Source organism: Rhodobacteraceae bacterium Araon29 (assembly GCA_039640505.1).
GTDB lineage: Bacteria > Pseudomonadota > Alphaproteobacteria > Rhodobacterales > Rhodobacteraceae > CABZJG01.
Genome location: CP046865.1, coordinates 2,344,853 through 2,366,200, shown reverse-complemented (window position 1 = coordinate 2,366,200; position 21,348 = coordinate 2,344,853). Strand labels below are relative to the sequence as shown.

Sequence of the window (21,348 nt, the reverse complement as noted above, 5' to 3'; positions counted from 1 at the left end):
CGAAGTTGCGTGTGCAATTGGAAAACATGGCTAAGAAAATGCTTATCGACGCCACCCATGCCGAGGAAACTCGGGTTGTGGTGGCGGATGGAAACAAAGTTGAGGAGTTCGACTTTGAATCAGAAAACAAACGCCAACTTGCAGGCAATATATATCTAGCAAAAGTCACACGGGTCGAACCCTCGCTGCAGGCTGCTTTTGTAGATTACGGTGGAAATCGCCACGGGTTTTTGGCGTTTTCGGAAATTCATCCGGACTATTATCAAATCCCAGTTGCGGATCGCGAAGCGCTGATGGAAGAAGAGCGCGCCTACGCCGAAGCCCAGCGTGCGCTTGATGAGGAAGAAGAGACCTCGAAAAAGCGCGGCCGTGGACGCCGGGGCCGCACCCGTGCACAATCGCTGAAATCAAAAGACGCGGTTGAAACCAAAGACGTCGAGGATGCCCAGCTCACCGGCATGGAAACCATTGATCTGGACACAGAGGGCAATGGTCTCACAGAGCCAGCCGATGAAGGTAGCGCGGTTGAAGAAAACGCGCAGCCAGAAACATCCCAGGTGTCTGTTTCTGTTGATGAAGCCGATACCGCAGATGCGCCCGAGGCTACCGATACAGACAGTGTTGAGAATGATCAAAGCGCCGAAGCTGATCAACCACAGCCTGAAGTAAGTCAGGACGTTGAGCAAGAGGCCTCAGACACATCTTCCGAGGGCGCCAGTTCTCAAGCTGAGCCTGCATCTTCGGATGAGGCCGGCGAAGAGGACGAGGACAGCACAGAGGATGAGGCCAGCTCCGCTGCGGAAAAGGATGAAAGCATCGAAGACATCGCTGATGACGATGATACCTTTGATTTACGCCAAATCCGCAAGCCGCGTCCGCGGCGTTACAAAATACAAGAAGTCATAAAGGTCCGTCAGATTATGCTAATCCAGGTGGTGAAAGAAGAGCGCGGTAATAAAGGCGCTGCTCTGACCACCTATCTTTCACTGGCGGGCCGCTATTGTGTCTTAATGCCAAACACTGCCCGTGGCGGCGGCATTAGCCGTAAGATTACCAATGCGGCTGATCGCAAAAAGCTCAAAGAAATTGCCCATGAAATTGATGTCCCGCAGGGTGCGGGGCTGATTATCCGAACAGCGGGCGCCAAGCGCACCAAAACGGAAGTCAAACGCGATTATGAATATTTGCAACGGCTCTGGGAACAAATTCGCGAGCTGACATTGAAATCCACCGCACCTGCGAAAATTTATGAAGAAGGCGATCTGATCAAACGTTCGATCCGCGATCTTTATAACCGTGAGATTGACGAGGTTCTGGTTGAAGGCGAGCGCGGCTATCGCATCGCCAAGGATTTCATGAAAATGATCATGCCATCGCATGCCAAAAACGTGAAAAACTACCAAGACAGTTTGCCGCTGTTTGCGCGCTATCAAGTGGAAAGCTATCTGTCTTCCATGTTCAACCCGGTGGTTCAGTTGAAATCCGGCGGCTATTTGGTGATCGGTGTAACCGAAGCTTTGGTGGCCATTGATGTCAACTCGGGCCGGGCTACGAAAGAAGGCTCGATTGAAGAAACCGCACTGAAAACCAATCTTGAGGCCGCAGAAGAAGTTGCACGTCAATTAAGGTTGCGCGATCTTGCCGGACTGATCGTGATCGACTTTATCGACATGGAAGAGCGCAGAAATAACAATGCGGTCGAAAAGCGGATCAAGGATAAGCTAAAAACAGACCGCGCGCGCATTCAAGTGGGCCGTATTTCTGGCTTTGGCTTGATGGAAATGAGCCGACAGAGGTTGCGGCCTGGCATGATCGAAGCCACAACACAGCCATGCCCACATTGCCATGGCACCGGTTTAATTCGCTCGGATGATAACCTTGCCCTGTCCATCTTGCGGCAGATTGAAGAAGAGGGCGTACGGCGCCGAACCCGTGAAGTTCTGGTCAAATGCCCGGTTCCAATTGCTAATTATATCATGAACCAGAAGCGCGAGCATGTGGCGCAAATAGAAAGCCGTTACGGGCTGTCGGTGCGCATAGAAGGGGTTGCCAGCCTAGTTAGCCCTGATTATGAAATCGAAAAGTTCAAAACGGCAACGCGGGTCGTTCCTGAGCCAACCGAACCTGTTGTTTCAGTCGATGCCGTCGATATGGAGCATTTTGACGATAGCGAAGAGAGCAGCGAAACCCCTGAGGCAAAAGATGATGCTCAAGAAGAGGGGAACAAACCGCGTAAACGGCGCCGTCGTCGGCGGCGGCGTAAATCTGGCCAATCGCAAGAAGACGGCGCGCTCAACAGTGATGGCGAACCGTTAAGCGATGCCAAAGAGGATCAAACCGGCGCTGATGATGCGCAGGGCGAACCGGTGCAATCAGAAAAAACAGAAGATGACGCAACGGTGGCAGTAGATGCACCCGCTGAGCCTGTGGCAGAGCCGCCTGCCGCAAGCGAAGAAAAACCGGCCAAACGCCCGCGCAGGACCAGAGCAAAGAAAAAAGTCGAGGATAAGCCTGATCAAGCGGCAGAGGCCGCGACCGAGACACCTGCAAGCGAGACACCCGCCAAGGCAGAGCCAGAGGCTCCTGAAGAGGTCAAGCCAAAGCGCAAAAGAGCTCCAAGAAAGACCAAAGCCCAAAAAGAAGCCGAGGCTGCAGCGGCGGCGTCTGACGGTGGAGAGGGCGGTTCAAGCGCGGAGGGCGAGCAGGTTACGCTGGCACCTCAAGCGCAAAGCCCTCAATCCGCGGATGTGCAAGCGCCATCTGAAACGGCCGATGCACCTGTTGAGACGAACAAATCAAAAAAGCGCGGCTGGTGGTCAATCGGTAAGTAAACCAATCTGCCTAAAAAGCGGTCCACATTCAGTGTGGTCCGCTTGAAACGACTAGGCTTTTTCAATTAGGTAAAGCGTCTTTCCCTGTCCCTCATCAACGGTTTTGATCAACCGATGGCCATTTTCATGGCAAAAATGCGGAACATCTATAATCGCTGCGGGGTCATCACAGAGCAAGGCTAACATCTCGCCCGAAGCAAGTGGTGAAAGCCTTTTACGAGCCTTTAAAACAGGCAGCGGACAGAGCAGACCGCAAGCATCAAGGTTATAGGTCATGTGGGATCATCTAGGGGGTGCTTTGATATTTGTCCACAAAGATGTGATGTTTGGCCCCCGTGACCAGAGCGTTAAAATAAACTAAGGCTTTGCCATGGATGGAATCACTTTGATCAATGCTGGCCTACTGCCAGCTATGGCGATTGCACTTTTTGCAGGGGTGCTTTCCTTTCTTAGTCCCTGCGTTTTGCCTATTGTGCCGCCCTATCTTGCCTATATGAGCGGTGTATCGCTTTCAGAGCTTTCCCAAGGCACGCGCCGCTATGCGGCTCTGTTGCCGGCGCTTAGTTTTGTTTTGGGGCTGTCCACTGTTTTTTTACTGCTTGGCTTTACCGCCTCGGCGCTGGGGATGTTTTTCCTCAGTTATCAAACAGGTTTTAACGCCGTTGCAGGGCTATTGGTGATGCTGTTTGGGCTGCATTTTATTGGAATATACCGGATTGGATTTCTCGACCGTGAAATGCGCTTTGATGCCGGGGATCGCGGCGGATCAACACTCGGCGCTTATGTGTTGGGGCTGGCCTTTGCGTTTGGCTGGACGCCCTGTATTGGCCCGCAGCTGGGCGCTATTTTGTCGCTTGCGGCGTCAGAGGGATCGGTGGCAAAGGGTACATTATTGCTTGGGGTCTATGCCGCGGGTCTGGGCATTCCTTTTATCCTTGTGGCGGTCTTTATATCCCGTTTGAGCGGCGTGCTTTTATGGGTGAAGACCTATATGGTTCAAATCGAACGGTTGATGGGGCTGCTATTATGGACCATTGGATTGTTGATGCTAACCGGTGGATTTTCTAGTTTGACTTTATGGCTATTGGAAATTCCTGTTCTTGGCAACTTGGGTTAGTCAAAAATGATTCAAATCGCCATACTTGGTGGAAAGTTATAGTGGATAGCGGCATGAATATGCAGCAGATTAAGCGGCGAAAAGTATTCTATATACCGGGGTTTGATCCTTTCCCTGCACGCCGGTATCGTGAACTCTACCGCCAAAATTCCCAAGAGCAGGCGGCGATTTCAGGCTACACTATCAGCCAAAGCGCGCTTCACCTGAAAGATCGTTTTGGCTGGCAGGTTAATGCAAGTTTTGGGGATCAGGATTGTGAGGCTGAAATTGAGGTTCTTGTTTGGTCTGATTTGGTCAAAGACACCATGCGCGCAGGTATTTTAGCCACCTATCTGCAATTGCTGCGCACAGCGTGGATTTATCTGTCGACAGGCGCTTTGGCAGATGTGATTAAAGTGCGCAAAGGCCCGGTGATCGCGGCGTTATACCCTGTGGGATTTTTGCTTGGCCAGTTAATAATTGCACTGGCAATTGGCTTTATTTCTGGCACAATTTTGGCCAGTATCCACCCTTATTTGTTTTGGCCGGGAATGATTTTAACCTGGCCGGTTTTAGAGGTCTTTCGCCGCTTAGACGGGCGCATTTTTGCCTATTACCTGATGCAGGATTATGCCTTTACGGCCCAGTTTGGCGGTGCTTATCCACCAGAATTAAGCCAGCGCCTAAAGCAATTCGGGCAAAAAGTAACCCAAGCGATGGCAGAAGATTGGGATGAGGTTCTGGTCGTGGGGCATTCATCTGGTGCGCATTTGGCTGTATCTGTTCTGGCCGAGCTTGGCCGCCGTAATCAAATCAAGTGCGCGCCTATGCCGATTGGACTTTTATCCTTGGGTCATGTGATGCCGATGGTGACTTTCCTGCCAAAGGCGGCGGCATTGCGCCGTGATCTTCATGACCTGTCGCAAATGGGTGAGGTGTCATGGGTGGATGTATCGGCTCCGGGAGACGGATGTTCTTTTGCGCTGTGCGATCCGGTTGCAGTCAGCGGCGTAGCTTCTATCGGCAAAACCGGTCCTTTGGTCATTTCAGCAGCCTTTACCCAGAGCCTGTCGCCAGAGCGTTGGAAATCACTAAGATGGCGGTTTTTCCGGCTACATTTTCAATATCTATGCGCCTTTGATCGCCCACGGGATTATGACTATTTTCAAATTACCGCTGGGCCAATAAGCTTGGGGCAGCGGTTTCAGGATCGCAAGGCTTCGAAATCACGTATTGAAACCGCCTTTGCACGGCATCGGGATATGGCATGATAGATCCGCCAAAACCTACATCTCGACAGGGAAAAACATCTCTGTGGCGCTATATGTTGGCGTTCCGCAAAGATATTTTATCGGCCCAGCCTGAACGCTTATACCGTGCTTGGATGGCAGAGTTTAAAACACCGTTTTTTCGGTCTTACCTGATCAATCAACCGGATTTGATCCGCAAAGTCTTAAAAGAAAGTCCTGATGATTTTCCAAAATCAGAACGCATCAGTGAAGGCCTGCGACCACTTTTGGGCAATAGCGTTTTTTTAACCAATGGGGCGCTTTGGAAACGTCAGCGGCGGATTATTGACCCCGCCTTTGAAGGCGGGCGGCTAAGGCAAATTTTTCCGGCGATGAAAGCCGCCAGCGAAGCGACCGTAAAGCGCATTAAACCCGGCATCATCGAAGTAGAAGAGCTTGCCAGTTTTGCAGCAGCCGATGTGATCTTCAGGACTTTATTTTCCGTTCCAATCGAAGATAAAATCGCAAATGATATCTTTCGGGAATTCCAGCGCTATCAACGTCAGCAACCTATTTTAAACATCGCAGCTTTCGTGCCTCTGCCGCGTTGGGTACCACGGTTTCATCGGCGTGCAACTAAAGCCTCGGCCCGCAAAATACGCGCTCTGATCCAAGAGCTGACTGATAAACGTAGTACAGAAATAAAATCCGGGCAGGCCCCAGAGGATTTGGTGACAAAATTAATGACAACACCCGATCCGGAGACTGGTGCCTGCTTTTCGCGTGATGAAATGGTGGATCAAGTTGCGATCTTTCTTCTTGCCGGGCATGAAACCAGCGCATCGGCTTTGGCTTGGGCGCTGTATTTAATGGCGCTTTATCCTGACTGGCAGCAGTATTTGGCCGATGAAGCTTCGGTTTTGGACGACAGCAGCGGTTTTTCCGTAGTTAGCCAGCTTCAAATATCGCGCGATGTGTTTCGCGAAACCCTAAGGCTTTATCCGCCGGTGCCGATGATGGTGCGCCAAAATGCCAAGCCCGAATGTTTTAGGGATCGCAAAATCGCCAAGGGCAGCGCGATTGTTCTAAGCCCCTGGCATTTGCATCGCCACCAAAGATTGTGGGAAAATCCTGATGGTTTTGATCCTGGCCGGTGGCAAACAGGCAATGGCAAAACCTGCTTGCGGGATGCATTTTTGCCATTTTCCAGCGGCGCACGGGTTTGTCCCGGGGCAGGGTTTGCAATGATTGAGGGACCGCTTTTCCTGTCGCGTATCCTGCGCAGTTTTCGCATCAGTTGCACTGAGCATGCGCCGCCTGTGCCGGTCGCCCATTTAACTGTGCGGGCAAAATCTGGTATTTATTTGAACTTTGAAGCGCGTCAAACCGACACCTGATGGGGCGAAAAAAGAGCGCGCCTCCGGCGGGAGTATTTGGCCAAAGAAAAAGCCAGTTTAGGCGCGGCTGTCTTTATCCATATAGTGCTGCAAAACATAGTCGCGAATAGCCGAGGCCAGTCCTGTATCCAGTGCGCGCGCCGCATCTATTTCAGCCGCAAGAACATTTATGGGGCGCTTTTTTTCTTTTGCAATGGTGCGGAACGCCAGCCAAAAGCGGTCTTCCAAAGATACGCTGGTGCGATGACCGCGCAGTGTCAAAGAGCGTTTTTGGGGCCGCAGGCTCATTGGTCGCGCCGGTGCTGATCAAGGCGCGAACTCTCGGCCTCGAGGCGTTTTTTTACAGCGGTCTTTTCCACTTTAGAGACGCCAAATTTGACCGAATTTTCCTTTGCTCGCGCCTGTTTTTCGGCGCGCGCTTTTTGTTTTCGGGCCCGGTTCAGATTGACGGGCTGGGGCATTACTTGGGGCCAACCATATTTTCCGGACGCACCACCTTGTCAAATGTTTCACTGTCCACAAATCCAAGGGCGATGGCCTCTTCTTTCAGTGTGGTGCCGTTTTTATGCGCCGTTTTTGCGACCGTTGTGGCGTTGTCATATCCAATCTGAGGCGCCAGCGCCGTAACCAACATTAGACTTTCGCGCATTAGTTTGTCGATCCGTGTCTCGTCGGCCTTGAGCCCGGTAATCAGATTATCGGTAAAGGCAGAGCAGGCATCCCCGATGAGTTGCATCGATTGCAAAACATTATAGGCCATCATTGGTTTATAGACATTAAGTTCAAAATGCCCTTGCGATCCGGCAAAGCCAACCGCTGCATCATTGCCAATGACATGGGCGCAAACCTGGGTGAGGGCTTCGCATTGTGTAGGGTTCACCTTGCCTGGCATGATCGAACTGCCGGGTTCATTTTCAGGTAGCACCAATTCGCCAAGCCCGCAGCGCGGTCCAGAGCCCAGCAGTCGAATATCATTGGCGATTTTAAACAGGCTTGCGGCAACAGTTTTCAAGCTACCAGAGATTTCAACCATTGCGTCATGGGCGGCAAGAGCTTCAAATTTATTCGGTGCAGTCACAAACGGCAATCCGGTGATGTCCGCCATATTCTGCGCAACCATTTCATCCCAACCCGGTGATGTGTTGAGCCCGGTGCCCACCGCAGTGCCGCCTTGGGCCAGCTCATAAATATCGCCAAGCGACCGTTTTATGCGTTCAATGCCCTTCGCTACCTGATGCGCATATCCGGAAAACTCCTGCGACAGGGTGAGCGGAGTGGCGTCCTGAGTATGGGTGCGGCCGATTTTAATAATGCCGTCAAACTCTTTCATTTTTTCTTCTAGGCCGGCATGAAGTTTTTCCAAACCGGGAAGCAGCACGTTATGCGCGCTCATGGCTGTTGCAATATGCATGGCTGTGGGGAAAGTATCGTTTGAAGATTGCCCCATATTGCAGTGGTCATTGGGATGCACCGGATCTTTGCTGCCGATGGTACCACCAAGAATTTCAATCGCACGGTTGGCGATCACTTCGTTGGCATTCATATTTGACTGTGTGCCCGAACCGGTTTGCCAAACGACAAGCGGGAAATTATCGTCAAATTTGCCCTCAACCACTTCTGAGGCCGCCTGAACAATAGCTTTTGCGCGGCTTTCATCAAGTTTGCCCAAGGTTAAATTGGCCTGTGCGCAGGCTTGCTTGATTACCCCGAGCGCGCGTATGATCGAGACCGGCTGGCGTTCCCATCCAATTGGAAAGTTTAAAATAGAGCGCTGGGTCTGTGCGCCCCAGTATTTTTCTGCCGGCACCTCAAGAGGGCCAAAGCTATCGGTTTCGGTGCGGGTTTGCGACATTATATACTCCGGTTTTCAAGCTTATGCAGGACATGTATAAAAGCTGACAGGGGCAGGCAATGTTAAATTTCACCCGGGTCTCTTTGAATTGCCGACCGTTCATTACATTTTTCTAGAACTGCACAACAGATAGCTAAGCATAGAAAGTTATTTGCGAAAGCTATCAAGGCTTACCACTTCGGCGTCCCCATCGCGTTTCTCGGCTGTGGTCTCGGGCTCTGGCTCGACAGAGGCAAGGGATGGCTTCTCGTCTTCTGGCCCGTCGATTTTTTCAAATCGCACACCAAACTCGACCGAAGGATCGACAAAGGTAATGATGGCGGCATAGGGAATATAAAGCGGCTCTGGGGTGTCGCCGAAGTTTAGCGTCACGTAAAAGCCGTCGTCTTGCACATCAAGATTTTCAAACCAGTTTTGCATCACAATGGTTATTTCATCAGGATAGCGCATGATAAGCCATTCAGCGATCTCGACATCTGGGTGCTGGGTGTCAACAGTGATGAAAAAATGATGCTCTCCGGGCAGCCCGTGATCTGCCACTTGCTGTAGGACATCCCGTACAAATACACGCATCGCGCGATTCATAATATTTCCGTAGTCCAAAGTTTGCGACATCACATCATCCTTTTACTTTAGCCTCACAATACGAGGTTTTGGCGAAAACTAAAGAGGTCAAACTGGAAAAAATGTTTGGATTATAGTTTTTCTAAAGCTGCTGGATCTGTAGCATTGCCAACTCGCCCGATAAAGATTGTCGAAGGACAAAGATTACGCCCTACTTAACCCAGTCCTGCCGAGCAAGCCAGTCTTTGCTCATGGTCACAAGGATATTCAGCCAAAGGGGTGATCTATACAGTATCAACTGCATACGAAGGCTAAACCAAAAAGGCTTTTTTAACGCAGTGCCTTGCGGTCTGTAAACCACACCATGTTTTCAGCGGGACTGAATTTGCCATCTTATTTTGCCCTCTTATAAAGCTTTGAGTTGCCATCATGCATCAAATCCAAACAAACGATCAGGCCGTCAAAGCAAAATTTGCCGATATTGCAAACCTGATTTGAAGAAAAAAGTGCCCTGATGCCAACGTTAGTTCTATTCGTGAGGCCAGCCATGGGTTTCCTTTAGCCCGTCTCTGGCCCAAAGGTACAAAGCATCATAGAGATGTAATCCAGCTTCCATTTGCGCAGTGTCACTTCGGTGGAGTTTGGATAATCCTACCGAAAATGCGAGTAAACCAGCCGCTTCAGGCGCATCTTGCAAGCGGCCGCTGTCTGTTGCACGAATAACCCCCGCCATTTTGGTCAGCGCCGGGTGTTTTAGTCCGATCTTATCGAGTAGCATGTCAAAGCTAGAAAAGGGATCTTGGTCAAAGAATTCACCGCCATGAATATCAAAAGAAATGGCCTCAAATCGTGCAGCAACATCTAGCACGTGGGCGGGTGGTACATATAAAAATCGCGCCCTGCGATCAACAAATCGGCGCACCAGCCATGGGCATGCAATACGGTCAATTTTGGGGCGATGGCGGGTGACCCATAAGCCATTTATATATTGTTTGGGCGGCAGTTGGCTTGCCGAAATAACCGGTAAGTCCTGCTTGCGCCATTCGACGAAACCACCGCTCAAGGCACAGGCATCTATCATATTGCTGCGCAGTTTCGCCGCCACGCCATGGGATAATTTAAGCCCTTCGTGGCAAACGACAATAACCTTTGAGCTCTGAATGTGGTCCAAAGATTTTTCAACCTCTGTGTATGGAAGGCGATAGGATGAAGGGATTAAAAATGCATCGGGTTCGAAATCCTCATCCAATCTTACATCTAAAATCTGCGGGGTATCTTGCAGGCCGATCTGCTTGAACAATTGGGCACAAGAAATTTCGGTAAACGAGACCATGATCCATCCTCTTGAGTTAGGTGAAAAGGATGCGTCGCTTTGGCCTTGGCCTCACGGGGCAGGCGCTAACCCCACGCTCTACCTTAGGGCGAATTTCTAATTTTAATCAAGTTATATCTGATACCCAGAAATTAAGAGTGCCTAGAGCATGAGCGCTTTTGTGCCCGCCTGCTTTTGAAGGCCGCGTGATATGCCTACTATCAATACTATCTTGAAGATTGATTTTTCTGATGTTTTCTAACAAGATAGGGCGCAACCTTGAGGATCACGATGATGAGAAAACAATTTCTCGCAATTCATACTTACCTGTCAGACGAGGTAAAAAAACAATTCTTGATGCCGCCGCCGCGCGAGGATTGGCAGACAGATCATGAATGGGCGCAGGATTGGACTTTTGAGCAAGCCAAATGTCTTGGATATTGGGTGGGGAACGATGATTTCTTTTTCTGCCATTGGGAAGCAGAAGACGAGCAGGATATTCACGATGCCTTGGCGTCCAAAGGTCTAAACGAATTTGTTGTTACCGCCTGCTATAGAGCTCATGACCATGTCCATGTCAGTAGCCTTACCGGCAACCAACGCAACTATGGGCCATGGAGGGACTAAGTTTTGCCGCGTGACTTTAGACACCCGATGTTGCTATGAATAATCCCCTGAACCCTGCTAATCCATATCAGCAGCGTTGCCCAAGGTGCCATTCACCATTGAAGACAGTGGTGGTTCACGGACATGAGCAGTGTTTGTTTTGCAAGTCCAATATTTTTGAATGTTGTTCGGGTGACACCTGTGAAACCGAACATGCCTTAGCGGTCGGCTTTGAAAGAGAGTAGCCGTCTTGACGCATAGGGCTATGCCAGCAGCTTATGGAAAGTGGAGGTATTCTGTTGCCAGGAACCTCCGAAACCCCGCCTGACGCGGCTAGGCGACAGGGCTTAAAGTTTCAATAACTCAGGTTGCTTACGCAGCCATCGCCATTGGAGCACGATTGTCATTTGCAATTGTACTGTTTGAACCGGTACGGTGGTATCTCGCCGAGACAAAGCTAACCCCTTTAGACGTTCGTCGATCCTATTTCGGCCCCAAAGCCGCCAAATGAACGGGTGTTGGTGGAGCCGCCGGGTACCGCCCCCGGGTCCGATCCGCTTATTACGAGCGCGTTTATGTCCATAGTTCTTGCGAACAAAGCGAGCATAGGTGATTTCAGTGCCGGTTTGAAGGGTAATAATGACTTCCTAAAATAAATCTCTGGATTTTAATCGGCTTGTGCCAACAAAGCGTCGATCGACTCTGCTATGCGAAAGGCTTTTGCATCATACCCGATATTGGCAATCAGCGACAGCCCAACCGGCAATTCGCGCACGCGGCCCATCGGAAGTGTAATATGGGTGCTTCCGGCAATTGCCGGTAGGCTGGTATCTGCACTGCCGCCGCGCGTGTCGCCATTCACATGATCAATTTTTGCAGGCGCTACATTGCTGGGCGAGATTAAGATATCAAGCCGGTGGGTTTGATACAGCGCTTCGATGGCCGCTTTTGCCTGTGTGCGGTAGTCTTTGCGCAGCTTTTGGTATTTTGGCTTTAGGTTTTGGATATTCAACGCCTGAGACTGCTCAAAAAAACCTTGTTGAAAATATGGCATCTCTTGCAATCGGTGGGTTGCATTAAAATCAATCAGCTGCGCAAGCGATCGGGCGGCGACCTTTGCAGGTGTTTTGGACAGATAGCGATCAAGGTCTCTTTTTAACTCATAGAGCAGAATAAAAAACTCGCTCTGCCGCATTTGTTCGATCTGTTTTAGCACCTTTTGGGAATGCTGTGCTGGTATAATTACCCCACCGGCGATTTTGAGCCGCTTTAGGCTGCGCTCAAAAAGCGTGCGGGTAGGGGCGCAAAGTCCAGTCAAATCCATAGTTCCAATTCGCAATCCTTTAATAGGAATGGGCCTGCCTGAAAGTGGCGCTTTAGGTTTTCTTATCGTGGCTTTATCTTTTGGATCACGGCCCGATATGACATCAAAAACCTTCATCGCATCGCTAAAGCTTTGCGCCATCGGTCCCACGGTATCCTGACTTTCGGCCAAAGGAATAACACCTGTCCTTGAAACCACTCCGCGTGATGGTTTGATGCCATAAATCCCGTTGCTGGCGGCCGGGCTGATGATCGAGCCATCGGTTTCCGTGCCCAGAGCGATCGGGGCAAGCTTGAGCGCAACAGCAACAGCCGAGCCGGAACTTGATCCGCTCGGCGTTCGGGCGGCATCATGGGCATTGCCGGTTTGCCCGCCGAGGGCGCTCCAACCCGATGATGATTTCGGATCGCGAAAGTTGGCCCATTCGCTCAGGTTGGTTTTCCCAAGAATGATTGCACCGGCGCGGCGCAGTTTTGCCACCACGGTGGCGTCTTTGCCGGTTACATTGTCCAAAAGGGCCAGCGACCCCGCGGTTGTGGGCAGCGCACCTTTGGTTTCGATATTGTCTTTGATCAGCACAGGAATGCCGTGTAGCGGGCCGCGCCAGACGCCTTTTGAAAAAGATAGGTCGATCTTTTGGGCTTGTTCAAGCGCGGTTGGCTCGAGCTTTAGGACAGCTTTAAACTCTGGATTTAGGCGGTGAATGCGATCGATGTAGCTTTGTGTCAGCGCGGCGGCGGTTGTATCGCCCTGGCGGTATTTTTGGTGAATCTCATCAATTTTCATGTCTTAAGCCTGCGCAGAAGAGCGCTGGATAAACAATATGAAAACCGGAAAAATCAGATGATAAGTTTGCGTAGATTTATTTCTGATTTGATTTTTGCTTTGCTGCAATGACGTTATCAGCCAAGGTTTTTGTATAATTGCTAAGCTCTGTGAGCGACAGTTCGATTGATGCGCTGTCCTGCGCGTCAAGAGCATCTGCTATATCACTGTGCAATGCAATAATCCGCTCGCGGCTGCGGGCGGTAAAGGTGATCATATTCATCAATGGTTGCATAGCCTCAACGGCGCCGGCCAATTGATAGGACAGAACCGGATTATCTGCGGCATCCACAAGCGCTCGGTGAAAGGCCACATCCGACGCGCACCAGCTTTCATCGCTTAGCCCGGGCTGGCTTTGGCGGTGAATTTCAGCGCGCATGGTGGCCAGATGATCCGCATTGCGGTGCTCGGCTGCAAACGGTGCGCAGGCGCGCTCCATCGCGAAACGTGCATCGCACGCGACATCAAAACTCACGGCATTCATAGATAAAAGAAGGGTTGAGGTGGTGATTTGCTGCCCGTAGGCCTCTTCAAAACTGATCCGGTTCACAAATGCACCGCCAAATGCGCCGCGTTGAGTGCGGATCAGGGACTGCGCAGCAAGACGCTTTAGCGCTTCGCGTACAGTCGAGCGAGAAACATCAAATTGATCGGCCAATTCGGCCTCAGAGGGCAAGCGCTCATCGACGATCAACTGACCGTTAATTATTGCATCTCGGATGGCTTCGGCGATTTGGGCCGAAAGGTCCGCTGCGTCATTCGGGTTAATTTTCATTTGTCAGACATTTAAAAGTCTGACATTTAAAAAGCAAGAATTGATTCTAGGAAAATGCCAATGGTGTCAGACCGGATACGCGCAATGGGAGCTTTGCATTGGATTGTGCTGTTTGCACTCATCCTCGCAGCATGGCTTATGCTATTTGCCATGTCGGTCCCATCAGATTTGCGCATAGCAGCGCGGGTTTACGGTGCGGACTTCTGGGCTTCTTTATGCATCGTGACCCCAGATGCGGCCGGTTTGGCGCGTGTGTTTGCCATGTGGATGCTGATGTCTGGCGCGATGATGGCACCAACCGCTTTGCCTGCTTTTGCCACCTATGAAGATATTGGGCGTCAAACCCAAACCAATTTTGCCGCGCTTGTGGCAGGCTATGTTGCCGTTTGGGTGGGGTACTCGGCTGTGGCAGCTCTTTTGCAAATGTGGCTGTTTAATGTGGGCCTGCTAAATGCTGTTGGCGATAGTCAATCCGCGCTATTTTCCGCCGCGTTGCTTGGGCTCGCGGGTGCCTATCAGTTTTCACCCGTAAAAGACGCCTGCTTAAGCAAGTGCCGCCAGCCTCTGACCTTTTTTATGGGTCACTTCGAAGAGGGCCCGTGGCGTAACGGACTACGGCTTGGGCTGGTGTGTTTGGGCTGCTGCTGGGCGCTCATGTTGCTGGCCTTTGCCGGCGGTGTGATGAATTTGGCCTTTATGGGTTTGGCCACTGTGATTATGATTTTGGAAAAACTGCCAGAGATCGGTCGTTATATCACCCGACCTTTGGGCATTATATTGCTGCTAAGTGCAGCCAGTCTTGCGTTTAGCGCGTTCATCTAAGGGAGAAAATAGATGGCAAGTGATCGTCTTGAAGTGCCGGCTAAAATTGACAGCCGCCATCCGTCAGCAAAAAAGACCGACCCGGGGCTGACGCCTTGGGCAATCAAAGGGGAGCTGATCCTAAATTGCAACTGCACAATTTTTTGCCCCTGCGTTGTGTCATTGGGTAAACACGCCCCCACTGAAGGATATTGTCAGGCATGGGCTGGTATCCGGGTGGATGAAGGCCATTATGGTGATGAAGATTTGAGCGGTCTTAATGTTGGACTGGTTTTGGAAATCCCCGGCTTGATGGCGCGTGGAAACTGGAAAGCCGCCGCTTATATCGATGAGCGCGCCAGCCATGAGGCCTATGATGGTCTGCTTAAGATTTTCACTGGCCAAGCCCGTGGAACAACAGGTCTTTTCAAGGTTTTGGTCGGAGAGTTTTTGGGCGCAGAACGGGCGCCTGTTGAATTTACAACCGAGGGCAACGCCAGGCGGTTGATGGTTGGTAAAAAAATTCAGGGTGAAATTGTCCCTGTGCCCGGTCACAAAGGCGAAGATATTGTCGTCACCAATACCGAATATTGGATGGGCCCCGATATCACCGTAGGCACCGCAACCAAAGGCCGGGTACGCGCCTTTGGCAGGGTTTGGGATTTTGATGGAAGATCGGCAGAAATTTGCCAGATCGACTGGCACGGTCCGAACTAAATGGCTGGGGTGGTTCCCTCACGCCGTGTGCGCGGTACGCCCTTCACGCCTGGTGTTCAGGCCGCAGGGGCGAAAGCCTATACAGTCTATAATCATATGCTGCTGCCGAGTTATTTTGAAAGTTATGAGGCAGATTACCGGCACCTTAAAGAGCATGTGCAGGTCTGGGACGTGTCTGTTGAGAGACAGGTAAGCGTCAAAGGCCCAGACGCGCTTAAACTGATGCGGCAAATGAGCCCGCGCGATATGGACAAAATGGCAGATGACCAATGCTATTATGCGCCTATCTGTGACCATAAAGGGGGGATGCTAAATGATCCCGTCCTGATCAAGGTCGCCGAAGATCACTATTGGATGTCCATTGCGGACGGTGATCTTTTGCAATGGGCACTTGGGCTTGCTGTAGGCCAAGGGCTTGATGTCGAGGTCGTTGAACCGGATGTATCACCTCTCGCAATCCAAGGTCCAAAGGCAGATGAACTTATGGCGCGTGTTTTTGGCGAGGTTGTTCGGGACATTAAGTTTTTCCGCTATAAACGCCTTGCATTTGAAGACACCGAATTTTTGGTCGCGCGCTCAGGGTGGTCGAAACAGGGCGGGTTTGAGATTTATGTCGATGGGACCGAGTACGGAATGCCGCTTTGGAACCGATTGTTTGATGCGGGTGAAGACCTGAATGTGCGGGCAGGATGCCCAAATTTAATCGAACGGATCGAGGGCGGTCTTTTAAGCTACGGGTCCGATATGCGCCGTGAAAACACGCCTATTGAGGCAGGATTAGCACGGTTTTGCAATTCGCCCGAGGATTACATCGGCAAATCGATTATTGAGGCACAAAAGGCGCAGGGCCCAAACCAAATTCTACGGCCTATTGCCATCGATGGGGCGGGTGATTTGCCACATAATGCCGTGGGCTGGGATGTTTATGCCGACAACAAGAAAGTTGGTTTGATTGCATCGGCCGTGTGGTCCCCTGATTTCAATACCAATGTCTCTATAGGCATGATTGACCGCGGTTATTGGGAGCCCGGCACTGTTTTGAACGTAGATATTGGGCCTGAAGTGCGCGCAGCCACGGTACAAGAGAAATTCTGGATTTAAGTCGAAGGAGAGAAAAATGACAACGAAACAGCTTTATGACCTCGGTGAAATGCCGCCGCTCGGGGAAGTCCCCGAAAAAATGCACGCCTTTTTGGTACGGCAAGATCGGTTCGGTGATCCGATTGATGCCTGGCAGCGCGAAGTGATCGACACACCCAAAATTGGTCCTAAGGATGTGCTTGTATATGTGATGGCAACAGGGGTTAACTACAACAATGTATGGGCCGCACTTGGCTATCCTGTGGATGTCATAAAAGATCGCCAGAAAAAGGGTGAGCCAGAGGATTTTCATGCGGGCGGATCGGATGCTTCGGGCATTGTCTGGGCCGTTGGTGATGACGTTTCCGATGTAAAAATTGGCGATGAGGTGGTGGTCCACTCTGGTTGGTGGGAACCAGATGATGCATGGGTTCTTTCCGGTAAAGATCCGATGCTGGCGCCCAGCGTTCGCATTTGGGGGTATCAAACCAATTACGGCTCTTATTGTCAGTTCGCCAAAGCGCAATCGCATCAGATTAAGAAAAAGCCAAAGCACTTATCTTGGGAAGAAGCTGGCTGTTACATGCTGTGCGCGTCAACAGCCTATCGTCAGTTGATGGGCTGGTCGCCGCATACAGTTGAAAAGGATGACGTTGTGCTGGTGTGGGGTGCAGCTGGCGGTCTTGGGGCGATGGCCTTGCAAATTGTCTCGGCGCTGGGCGGCAAAGCGATTGCTGTCATCTCTGACGAAGACAAGCGGCAGTTCTGCATGGACAAAGGTGCTGTTGGGGTTATCAACCGCAATGAGTTCGATCACTGGGGGCCGATGCCCGATACAACATCCCCGGAATATGGCGGCTTTATCAAAGGTGCGCGCGCCTTTGGCAAAGCAATCTGGGATATTCTTGGCGAGCGTAAAAACCCCAAAATTGTTTTTGAGCACCCTGGCGAAGCCACGCTTGCGACCTCGGGATTTATTTGTGACACAGGCGGCATGGTGGTCATCTGTGCGGGGACAACCGGCTATAATATCACGATGGATTTGCGCTATCACTGGATGATGCAAAAGCGTTTTCAAGGATCACATTTGGCCAATGATGAGCAATCCGAGGCCGTGAATGAGCTTTTGTTGGACGGCAAGGTTGATCCCTGTTTGTCGGAAACCTATAGCTTCGATGAAATCGGCCATGCCCATCAGTTGATGTATGAAAACAAGCACCCGTATGGCAATATGGCCTGTTTGGTAAACGCCACGGAAACCGGGCAGGGCGCTTCTTAAGCCTGATCTATTATTGTTTAGCATTTAAAACGCCCCCTTGTTTTTATCAAAGGGGCGTTTTTTAATTTAAGCCTTCAAGTGTGGGCCAGAGAATTTAGCTGCCCGATTGTGATAAATTAGGCTTCAGAAGCTTTTGATTTTTCCCGCAGGTTGTCGCGATAAAGCGCTTTTCCAAGTGAAATCATCATCAGGACCATGATAAAGGTAAATGGCAATGCACCAATGATCATAGCATCTTGCAGAGTGCTAAATGGATCCGCCTGAGCCCCGCTCGTGCCGGCAATGATCAGAACGCCGATGACTGCGGTCAGTATCAGGCCCCAGATAATGCGGTGCTTGATGCCGGTTTTTTGCTCACCGCCTGACATGATTGTATTCATGACTAGAATGCCAGAGTCCGCCGAGGTTACAAGAAAGGTCATTATTAGCACTACACACATGACGGTAATCGCAGATAGGAAACCACCAGATATCATGTAACCAAGTGTGACAAATAGTTTTGCTGTATTGCTGGCGCCAATAAGAGCCCCATTTACATCGCCATTTAGTTCTAGGTCGATTGATGTTGCACCAAGAATTGTCATCCATAAGAAACAGACGATTGCCGGAGCAATCACGCATCCTAGAATAAATTCCCTTATCGTGCGTCCTTTGGAAATTCGCGCCAAAAACAAACCCACAAAAGGTGAAAAGGCGATCCACCAAGCCCAGTAGAATGTTGTCCATCCTGACTGCCAGCCAAACTGTCGCCCCTGTTCGCCGGCCGCATAGAGGGCCGAGGCGTCAAAGCCCTCAGCGCTTGTGACTGCTTCTGGAAGGTTGGCTGCAAAGCCGGCCAAAGACCCCCATGCATTTGTTGCGCCGCCGTACACAGCTGCTATGTCCTCTTGGGGCAAAGCTTTGATGGCTTCTGGTAGTGTTTCAGCGAAAGCTGCAGGTGATTGAGGGCTATAAGCGCCAAACGACATCTGAACAAAATTCAAGATATAATCAAACAGCCCAGAGGCAAATGTAGTCATGGCAAAAAAGAAAGAGCCAAAAATCACAAAGGTCAAAAGCAAAATTATCGATAAAACGAGGTTAAGGTTTGATAGGTACTTAATACCGCGCCCTACACCTGACACAGCTGATAAAATTGATAAGCCCATGATGATGATGAGCGCCGCGATTAGTCCAACGGTGCTCGGTTGAGGAGCCTCTGCATCGCCATTCATCAACCATCCAACACCCGTAACAGAATAAACGCCGTCAACAAATTGGCTGACCCCGAAACCGATGGTGACCGACACACCCAGTATCGTGGCGATAACGCCCAAAACATCTACCAGATGGCCAATTATCCCATTTGCAGCTTTGCCCAGCAAAGGTGTTAAAGCAGAGCGAATGGTTAAAGGCATATCGCGGGTATAGGCGTAATAGGCCAAAGACAGCCCCGTGAGCACATAGATTGACCACGCATGAAAGCCATAGTGCAAAAAGGTATAGCGGTAGGCAGATTGAACTGCTTCTTGAGTGTATGGGGCCACAGAGCCGCTTAGCACCACTGGATTAGATCCCCATAAACCTAATGGCTCGGCGGTTGCAAATACCATCAATCCAACACCTAATCCGGCGCCGAACATCATGGAAAACCAAGAAAAATTGGAAAATTCCGGCTTAACGTCTGGTCCGCCCAAACGTTTGGTGCCAGTGGCTGGTAAAATTGCTAAGAGGAACAGAAAAAATGCAAAAAGGCCAACTGCGACAATATAAAAAGAATTAAAGCTATTTAACAAAGTTCCGTTGATCGCAGATAAAGCGTTGCTGGCATTGCCCGGAGCAATCAGCGCCCATAGAACAAGAGCCGTCATGCTTATCTTGCTGATCAATGCAATTGGTAAACTAGTCCCTTTATAAAAACCGGACGGTTCCTTCGTGATCTCCAACTCTGTAAATGGTGGTTTTAATGACATATTTTACTCCCTAAGGTTCGTAATTTTGGATAAGTTTTTGCCCGATTGGCAAACATCGCAGGAATATTCACCGACTATTTATTGGTTTTTGGTTTAAGGGGCTTTGATAATAAATTCTGCAGGAGGTTAAGACGGCGTGATTTTAAATTTCAGGTCTTAATGGTAACCTTGAAAATACAGATCCAATAAAAATTAGTCTTTTAGTCTGCAGTTTTTTTCCCTTAGCTGTTTATATTTTTTTACCGTTGAGTTGTGTAATTTTCTCTGTAGCGACCGTGTCCTTTCGATGGTGCCATAAAGACTATGCCCAAGTTTTAACCAGAATTATAACCTTTGAGATCGCCAAAACTACCCTTTTGGATTAAAAAACGACATTGACATGGCAAAAAGTTTTGGGGGAATAAATTGTTTATGGCCTTTCCAAAACTGTCCGTCTATGTCTTGAAAGTCAGTTTATACCAACAACAGAGAGCTTCCGGAAATGGGTTTGGACATTGATTTCGTACGCAGTAATTTTCCGGCTTTTGAGCAAAGCAAACTGGAAGGGTTGGCGTTTTTTGAAAATGCAGGCGGATCTTATACCTGCCGTCAGGTGATTGACCGGCTTTATCGGTTTTACACGCAGCGCAAAGTTCAACCCTATGGTCCCTATGAACCAGCTCAATTGGGCGGGGCTGAAATGGATGAAGCGCGCACGCGTCTTGCGGCGCTCATGGGGGTTGAAACGGATGAATTAAGTTTCGGGCCGTCAACCACACAAAACACCTATGTTCTTGCACAAGCTTTTGGTCAATGGATGCAGGCAGGCGAGGCAGTTGTTGTCACCAACCAAGATCATGAAGCCAACACCGGTCCTTGGCGACGCCTGGCCGATCGCGGCATTGAAGTCCGTGAATGGCGCATAAATCCAGAAACCGGTCATCTTGATCCTCAGGATCTGGCGGCGCTTTTGGACGACAAAGTCCGTTTGGTGTGTTTCCCGCATTGCTCGAACGTGGTTGGCGAAATCAATCAGGTAGCGGACATATGCGCTATGGCGCACGCATCGGGGGCTTTTGTCTGCGTCGATGGGGTGAGCTATGCGCCGCATGGTTTGCCAAATGTTGCGCAGATGGGCGCAGATATTTATCTATTCTCGTCCTATAAAACCTATGGGCCGCATCAAGGGATTATGGTGATCCGGCGCGCATTGGGGGAAACCCTGCCCAATCAAGGGCATTATTTCAATGAAGGCTCGCTCTATAAACGTTTTACACCGGCCGGTCCGGATCATGCGCAAATTGCCGCCAGTGCGGGTATGGCGGATTATTTTGACGCGCTTTATGATCATCATTTTGATGGTCAAGCGTCACCTGCTGACCGCGGTGAAGCTGTTCATACGCTGATGCGTGATCAAGAAAAGATACTTTTGCAGCCTGTTCTAAATTATTTACGGCAGAAAAATTCGGCGCGACTGCTAGGTCCGGATCAAGCGGAACATCGCGCTCCGACCGTTGCTGTTGATCTAGGAAAACCAGCACGTGAAGTGGCGCAGAAATTATCAGACTACGGCATTATGGCTGGCGGTGATAACTTTTATGCGGTGCGCGCCCTTGAAGGGATGGGAGTAAATCCAGACCAAGGCGTTTTAAGAATGAGTTTTGTGCATTACACCGAGCAAGCGGAAATAGATAAATTATTGAACGCTTTAGACGATATTATTTGATCC

The 21,348-nt window shown here is 50.2% G+C and carries 19 protein-coding genes and 1 other RNA gene; 10 read left to right on the top strand and 10 right to left on the bottom strand.

The window, feature by feature from the left end:
• The first annotated feature begins 26 nt into the window (after positions 1-26).
• On the top strand, positions 27-2,831 hold the full coding sequence (locus GN278_11445) for an Rne/Rng family ribonuclease (protein ID XAT61304.1): 2,805 nt from the start codon (positions 27-29) through the stop codon (positions 2,829-2,831).
• Positions 2,832-2,882: 51 nt separating this feature from the next.
• On the opposite strand, the gene GN278_11440 is transcribed toward GN278_11445, so the two are convergent.
• Positions 2,883-3,107 carry a preprotein translocase subunit TatB gene (locus GN278_11440; GenBank protein XAT61303.1) on the bottom strand — a complete coding sequence of 75 codons (225 nt, stop codon included), beginning with the start codon at positions 3,105-3,107 and terminating at the stop codon, positions 2,883-2,885.
• A 94-nt stretch (positions 3,108-3,201) separates the two neighbouring features.
• Here GN278_11440 and GN278_11435 point away from each other — a divergent pair, with 94 nt between their 5' ends.
• From GN278_11435 to GN278_11425, 3 genes are read left to right on the top strand one after another with little or no spacing between them, the layout of a single operon-like run.
• Entirely contained in the window at positions 3,202-3,948 is a 747-nt protein-coding gene (locus GN278_11435; GenBank protein XAT61302.1) for a cytochrome c biogenesis protein CcdA, read from the top strand.
• A gap of 53 nt (positions 3,949-4,001) precedes the next feature.
• A complete protein-coding gene (locus GN278_11430; GenBank protein XAT61301.1) occupies positions 4,002-5,198 on the top strand; it encodes a hypothetical protein in 1,197 nt (398 codons plus the stop codon).
• Positions 5,195-6,553 carry a cytochrome P450 gene (locus GN278_11425; GenBank protein ID XAT61300.1) on the top strand — a complete coding sequence of 453 codons (1,359 nt, stop codon included), beginning with the start codon at positions 5,195-5,197 and terminating at the stop codon, positions 6,551-6,553. Before GN278_11430 ends, GN278_11425 begins: the two co-directional genes overlap by 4 nt.
• A gap of 57 nt (positions 6,554-6,610) precedes the next feature.
• Here the strand turns inward: GN278_11425 and GN278_11420 are convergent, their stop codons facing one another.
• The 5 genes from GN278_11420 to GN278_11400 form a co-directional block, all read right to left on the bottom strand.
• Entirely contained in the window at positions 6,611-6,841 is a 231-nt protein-coding gene (locus GN278_11420) for an aryl-sulfate sulfotransferase (GenBank protein ID XAT61299.1), read from the bottom strand.
• The gene (locus tag GN278_11415; GenBank protein XAT61298.1) at positions 6,838-7,014 is read right to left on the bottom strand and encodes a DUF4169 family protein; all 177 of its coding nucleotides are present in this window, start codon (positions 7,012-7,014) and stop codon (positions 6,838-6,840) included. Before GN278_11415 ends, GN278_11420 begins: the two co-directional genes overlap by 4 nt.
• Positions 7,014-8,405 carry a class II fumarate hydratase gene (gene fumC / locus GN278_11410; protein ID XAT61297.1) on the bottom strand — a complete coding sequence of 464 codons (1,392 nt, stop codon included), beginning with the start codon at positions 8,403-8,405 and terminating at the stop codon, positions 7,014-7,016. The genes GN278_11415 and fumC overlap by 1 nt, the downstream gene beginning before the upstream one ends.
• 147 nt (positions 8,406-8,552) lie before the next feature.
• Positions 8,553-9,020: a hypothetical protein gene (locus GN278_11405; GenBank protein XAT61296.1), complete on the bottom strand. Its 468-nt coding sequence runs from the start codon at positions 9,018-9,020 to the stop codon at positions 8,553-8,555.
• 478 nt (positions 9,021-9,498) lie between these two features.
• Positions 9,499-10,302 (bottom strand): sulfurtransferase, encoded by an 804-nt coding sequence (locus GN278_11400; protein XAT61295.1) that lies wholly within the window; start codon positions 10,300-10,302, stop codon positions 9,499-9,501.
• A gap of 273 nt (positions 10,303-10,575) precedes the next feature.
• Here GN278_11400 and GN278_11395 point away from each other — a divergent pair, with 273 nt between their 5' ends.
• Complete coding sequence (locus tag GN278_11395; protein ID XAT61294.1) at positions 10,576-10,908, top strand: hypothetical protein; 333 nt, start codon at positions 10,576-10,578, stop codon at positions 10,906-10,908.
• A 263-nt stretch (positions 10,909-11,171) separates the two neighbouring features.
• Here GN278_11395 and ssrA read toward each other — a convergent pair.
• The 3 genes from ssrA to GN278_11380 all read right to left on the bottom strand — a co-directional run bounded on the left by ssrA (position 11,172) and on the right by GN278_11380 (position 13,811).
• Positions 11,172-11,522: a transfer-messenger RNA gene (gene ssrA / locus GN278_11390) on the bottom strand.
• Between the two features lie 32 nt (positions 11,523-11,554).
• A complete protein-coding gene (locus tag GN278_11385; protein ID XAT61293.1) occupies positions 11,555-12,997 on the bottom strand; it encodes an amidase in 1,443 nt (480 codons plus the stop codon).
• A 76-nt stretch (positions 12,998-13,073) separates the two neighbouring features.
• Positions 13,074-13,811 (bottom strand): GntR family transcriptional regulator, encoded by a 738-nt coding sequence (locus tag GN278_11380; protein ID XAT61292.1) that lies wholly within the window; start codon positions 13,809-13,811, stop codon positions 13,074-13,076.
• Positions 13,812-13,895: 84 nt separating this feature from the next.
• Here GN278_11380 and GN278_11375 point away from each other — a divergent pair, with 84 nt between their 5' ends.
• Genes GN278_11375 through ccrA form a run of 4 tightly spaced genes read left to right on the top strand, consistent with a single transcriptional unit; the run spans position 13,896 to position 17,688 of the window.
• Positions 13,896-14,633, top strand: a complete 738-nt coding sequence (locus tag GN278_11375) for a DUF2182 domain-containing protein (GenBank protein XAT62641.1) — start codon at positions 13,896-13,898, stop codon at positions 14,631-14,633.
• 12 nt (positions 14,634-14,645) lie between these two features.
• Entirely contained in the window at positions 14,646-15,329 is a 684-nt protein-coding gene (locus tag GN278_11370; protein XAT61291.1) for a DUF1326 domain-containing protein, read from the top strand.
• Positions 15,330-16,430: a dimethylsulfoniopropionate demethylase gene (locus tag GN278_11365; GenBank protein ID XAT61290.1), complete on the top strand. Its 1,101-nt coding sequence runs from the start codon at positions 15,330-15,332 to the stop codon at positions 16,428-16,430.
• A gap of 16 nt (positions 16,431-16,446) precedes the next feature.
• Positions 16,447-17,688 (top strand): crotonyl-CoA carboxylase/reductase, encoded by a 1,242-nt coding sequence (gene ccrA / locus GN278_11360; protein XAT61289.1) that lies wholly within the window; start codon positions 16,447-16,449, stop codon positions 17,686-17,688.
• Between the two features lie 116 nt (positions 17,689-17,804).
• Here ccrA and GN278_11355 read toward each other — a convergent pair whose 3' ends face one another.
• Positions 17,805-19,640 (bottom strand): BCCT family transporter, encoded by a 1,836-nt coding sequence (locus tag GN278_11355; GenBank protein ID XAT61288.1) that lies wholly within the window; start codon positions 19,638-19,640, stop codon positions 17,805-17,807.
• A 481-nt stretch (positions 19,641-20,121) separates the two neighbouring features.
• On the opposite strand from GN278_11355, the gene GN278_11350 reads away from it, so the two are divergent.
• Positions 20,122-21,345 (top strand): aminotransferase class V-fold PLP-dependent enzyme, encoded by a 1,224-nt coding sequence (locus GN278_11350; GenBank protein XAT61287.1) that lies wholly within the window; start codon positions 20,122-20,124, stop codon positions 21,343-21,345.
• Positions 21,346-21,348: the final 3 nt, after the last annotated feature.

What these genes read in the sequence shown, in the direction of transcription:
- GN278_11420 (XAT61299.1), bottom strand. Translation starts at nt 6,841, where the DNA reads ATGAGCCTGCGGCCCCAAAAACGCTCTTTGACACTGCGCGGTCATCGC.
- ccrA (XAT61289.1), top strand. Translation starts at nt 16,447, where the DNA reads ATGACAACGAAACAGCTTTATGACCTCGGTGAAATGCCGCCGCTCGGG.
- GN278_11405 (XAT61296.1), bottom strand. Translation starts at nt 9,020, where the DNA reads ATGTCGCAAACTTTGGACTACGGAAATATTATGAATCGCGCGATGCGT.
- GN278_11375 (XAT62641.1), top strand. Translation starts at nt 13,896, where the DNA reads ATGGGAGCTTTGCATTGGATTGTGCTGTTTGCACTCATCCTCGCAGCA.
- GN278_11370 (XAT61291.1), top strand. Translation starts at nt 14,646, where the DNA reads ATGGCAAGTGATCGTCTTGAAGTGCCGGCTAAAATTGACAGCCGCCAT.
- GN278_11440 (XAT61303.1), bottom strand. Translation starts at nt 3,107, where the DNA reads ATGACCTATAACCTTGATGCTTGCGGTCTGCTCTGTCCGCTGCCTGTT.
- GN278_11365 (XAT61290.1), top strand. Translation starts at nt 15,330, where the DNA reads ATGGCTGGGGTGGTTCCCTCACGCCGTGTGCGCGGTACGCCCTTCACG.
- GN278_11425 (XAT61300.1), top strand. Translation starts at nt 5,195, where the DNA reads ATGATAGATCCGCCAAAACCTACATCTCGACAGGGAAAAACATCTCTG.
- fumC (XAT61297.1), bottom strand. Translation starts at nt 8,405, where the DNA reads ATGTCGCAAACCCGCACCGAAACCGATAGCTTTGGCCCTCTTGAGGTG.
- GN278_11395 (XAT61294.1), top strand. Translation starts at nt 10,576, where the DNA reads ATGAGAAAACAATTTCTCGCAATTCATACTTACCTGTCAGACGAGGTA.
- GN278_11380 (XAT61292.1), bottom strand. Translation starts at nt 13,811, where the DNA reads ATGAAAATTAACCCGAATGACGCAGCGGACCTTTCGGCCCAAATCGCC.
- GN278_11385 (XAT61293.1), bottom strand. Translation starts at nt 12,997, where the DNA reads ATGAAAATTGATGAGATTCACCAAAAATACCGCCAGGGCGATACAACC.
- GN278_11445 (XAT61304.1), top strand. Translation starts at nt 27, where the DNA reads ATGGCTAAGAAAATGCTTATCGACGCCACCCATGCCGAGGAAACTCGG.
- GN278_11430 (XAT61301.1), top strand. Translation starts at nt 4,002, where the DNA reads ATGAATATGCAGCAGATTAAGCGGCGAAAAGTATTCTATATACCGGGG.
- GN278_11400 (XAT61295.1), bottom strand. Translation starts at nt 10,302, where the DNA reads ATGGTCTCGTTTACCGAAATTTCTTGTGCCCAATTGTTCAAGCAGATC.
- GN278_11355 (XAT61288.1), bottom strand. Translation starts at nt 19,640, where the DNA reads ATGTCATTAAAACCACCATTTACAGAGTTGGAGATCACGAAGGAACCG.
- GN278_11415 (XAT61298.1), bottom strand. Translation starts at nt 7,014, where the DNA reads ATGCCCCAGCCCGTCAATCTGAACCGGGCCCGAAAACAAAAAGCGCGC.
- GN278_11350 (XAT61287.1), top strand. Translation starts at nt 20,122, where the DNA reads ATGGGTTTGGACATTGATTTCGTACGCAGTAATTTTCCGGCTTTTGAG.
- GN278_11435 (XAT61302.1), top strand. Translation starts at nt 3,202, where the DNA reads ATGGATGGAATCACTTTGATCAATGCTGGCCTACTGCCAGCTATGGCG.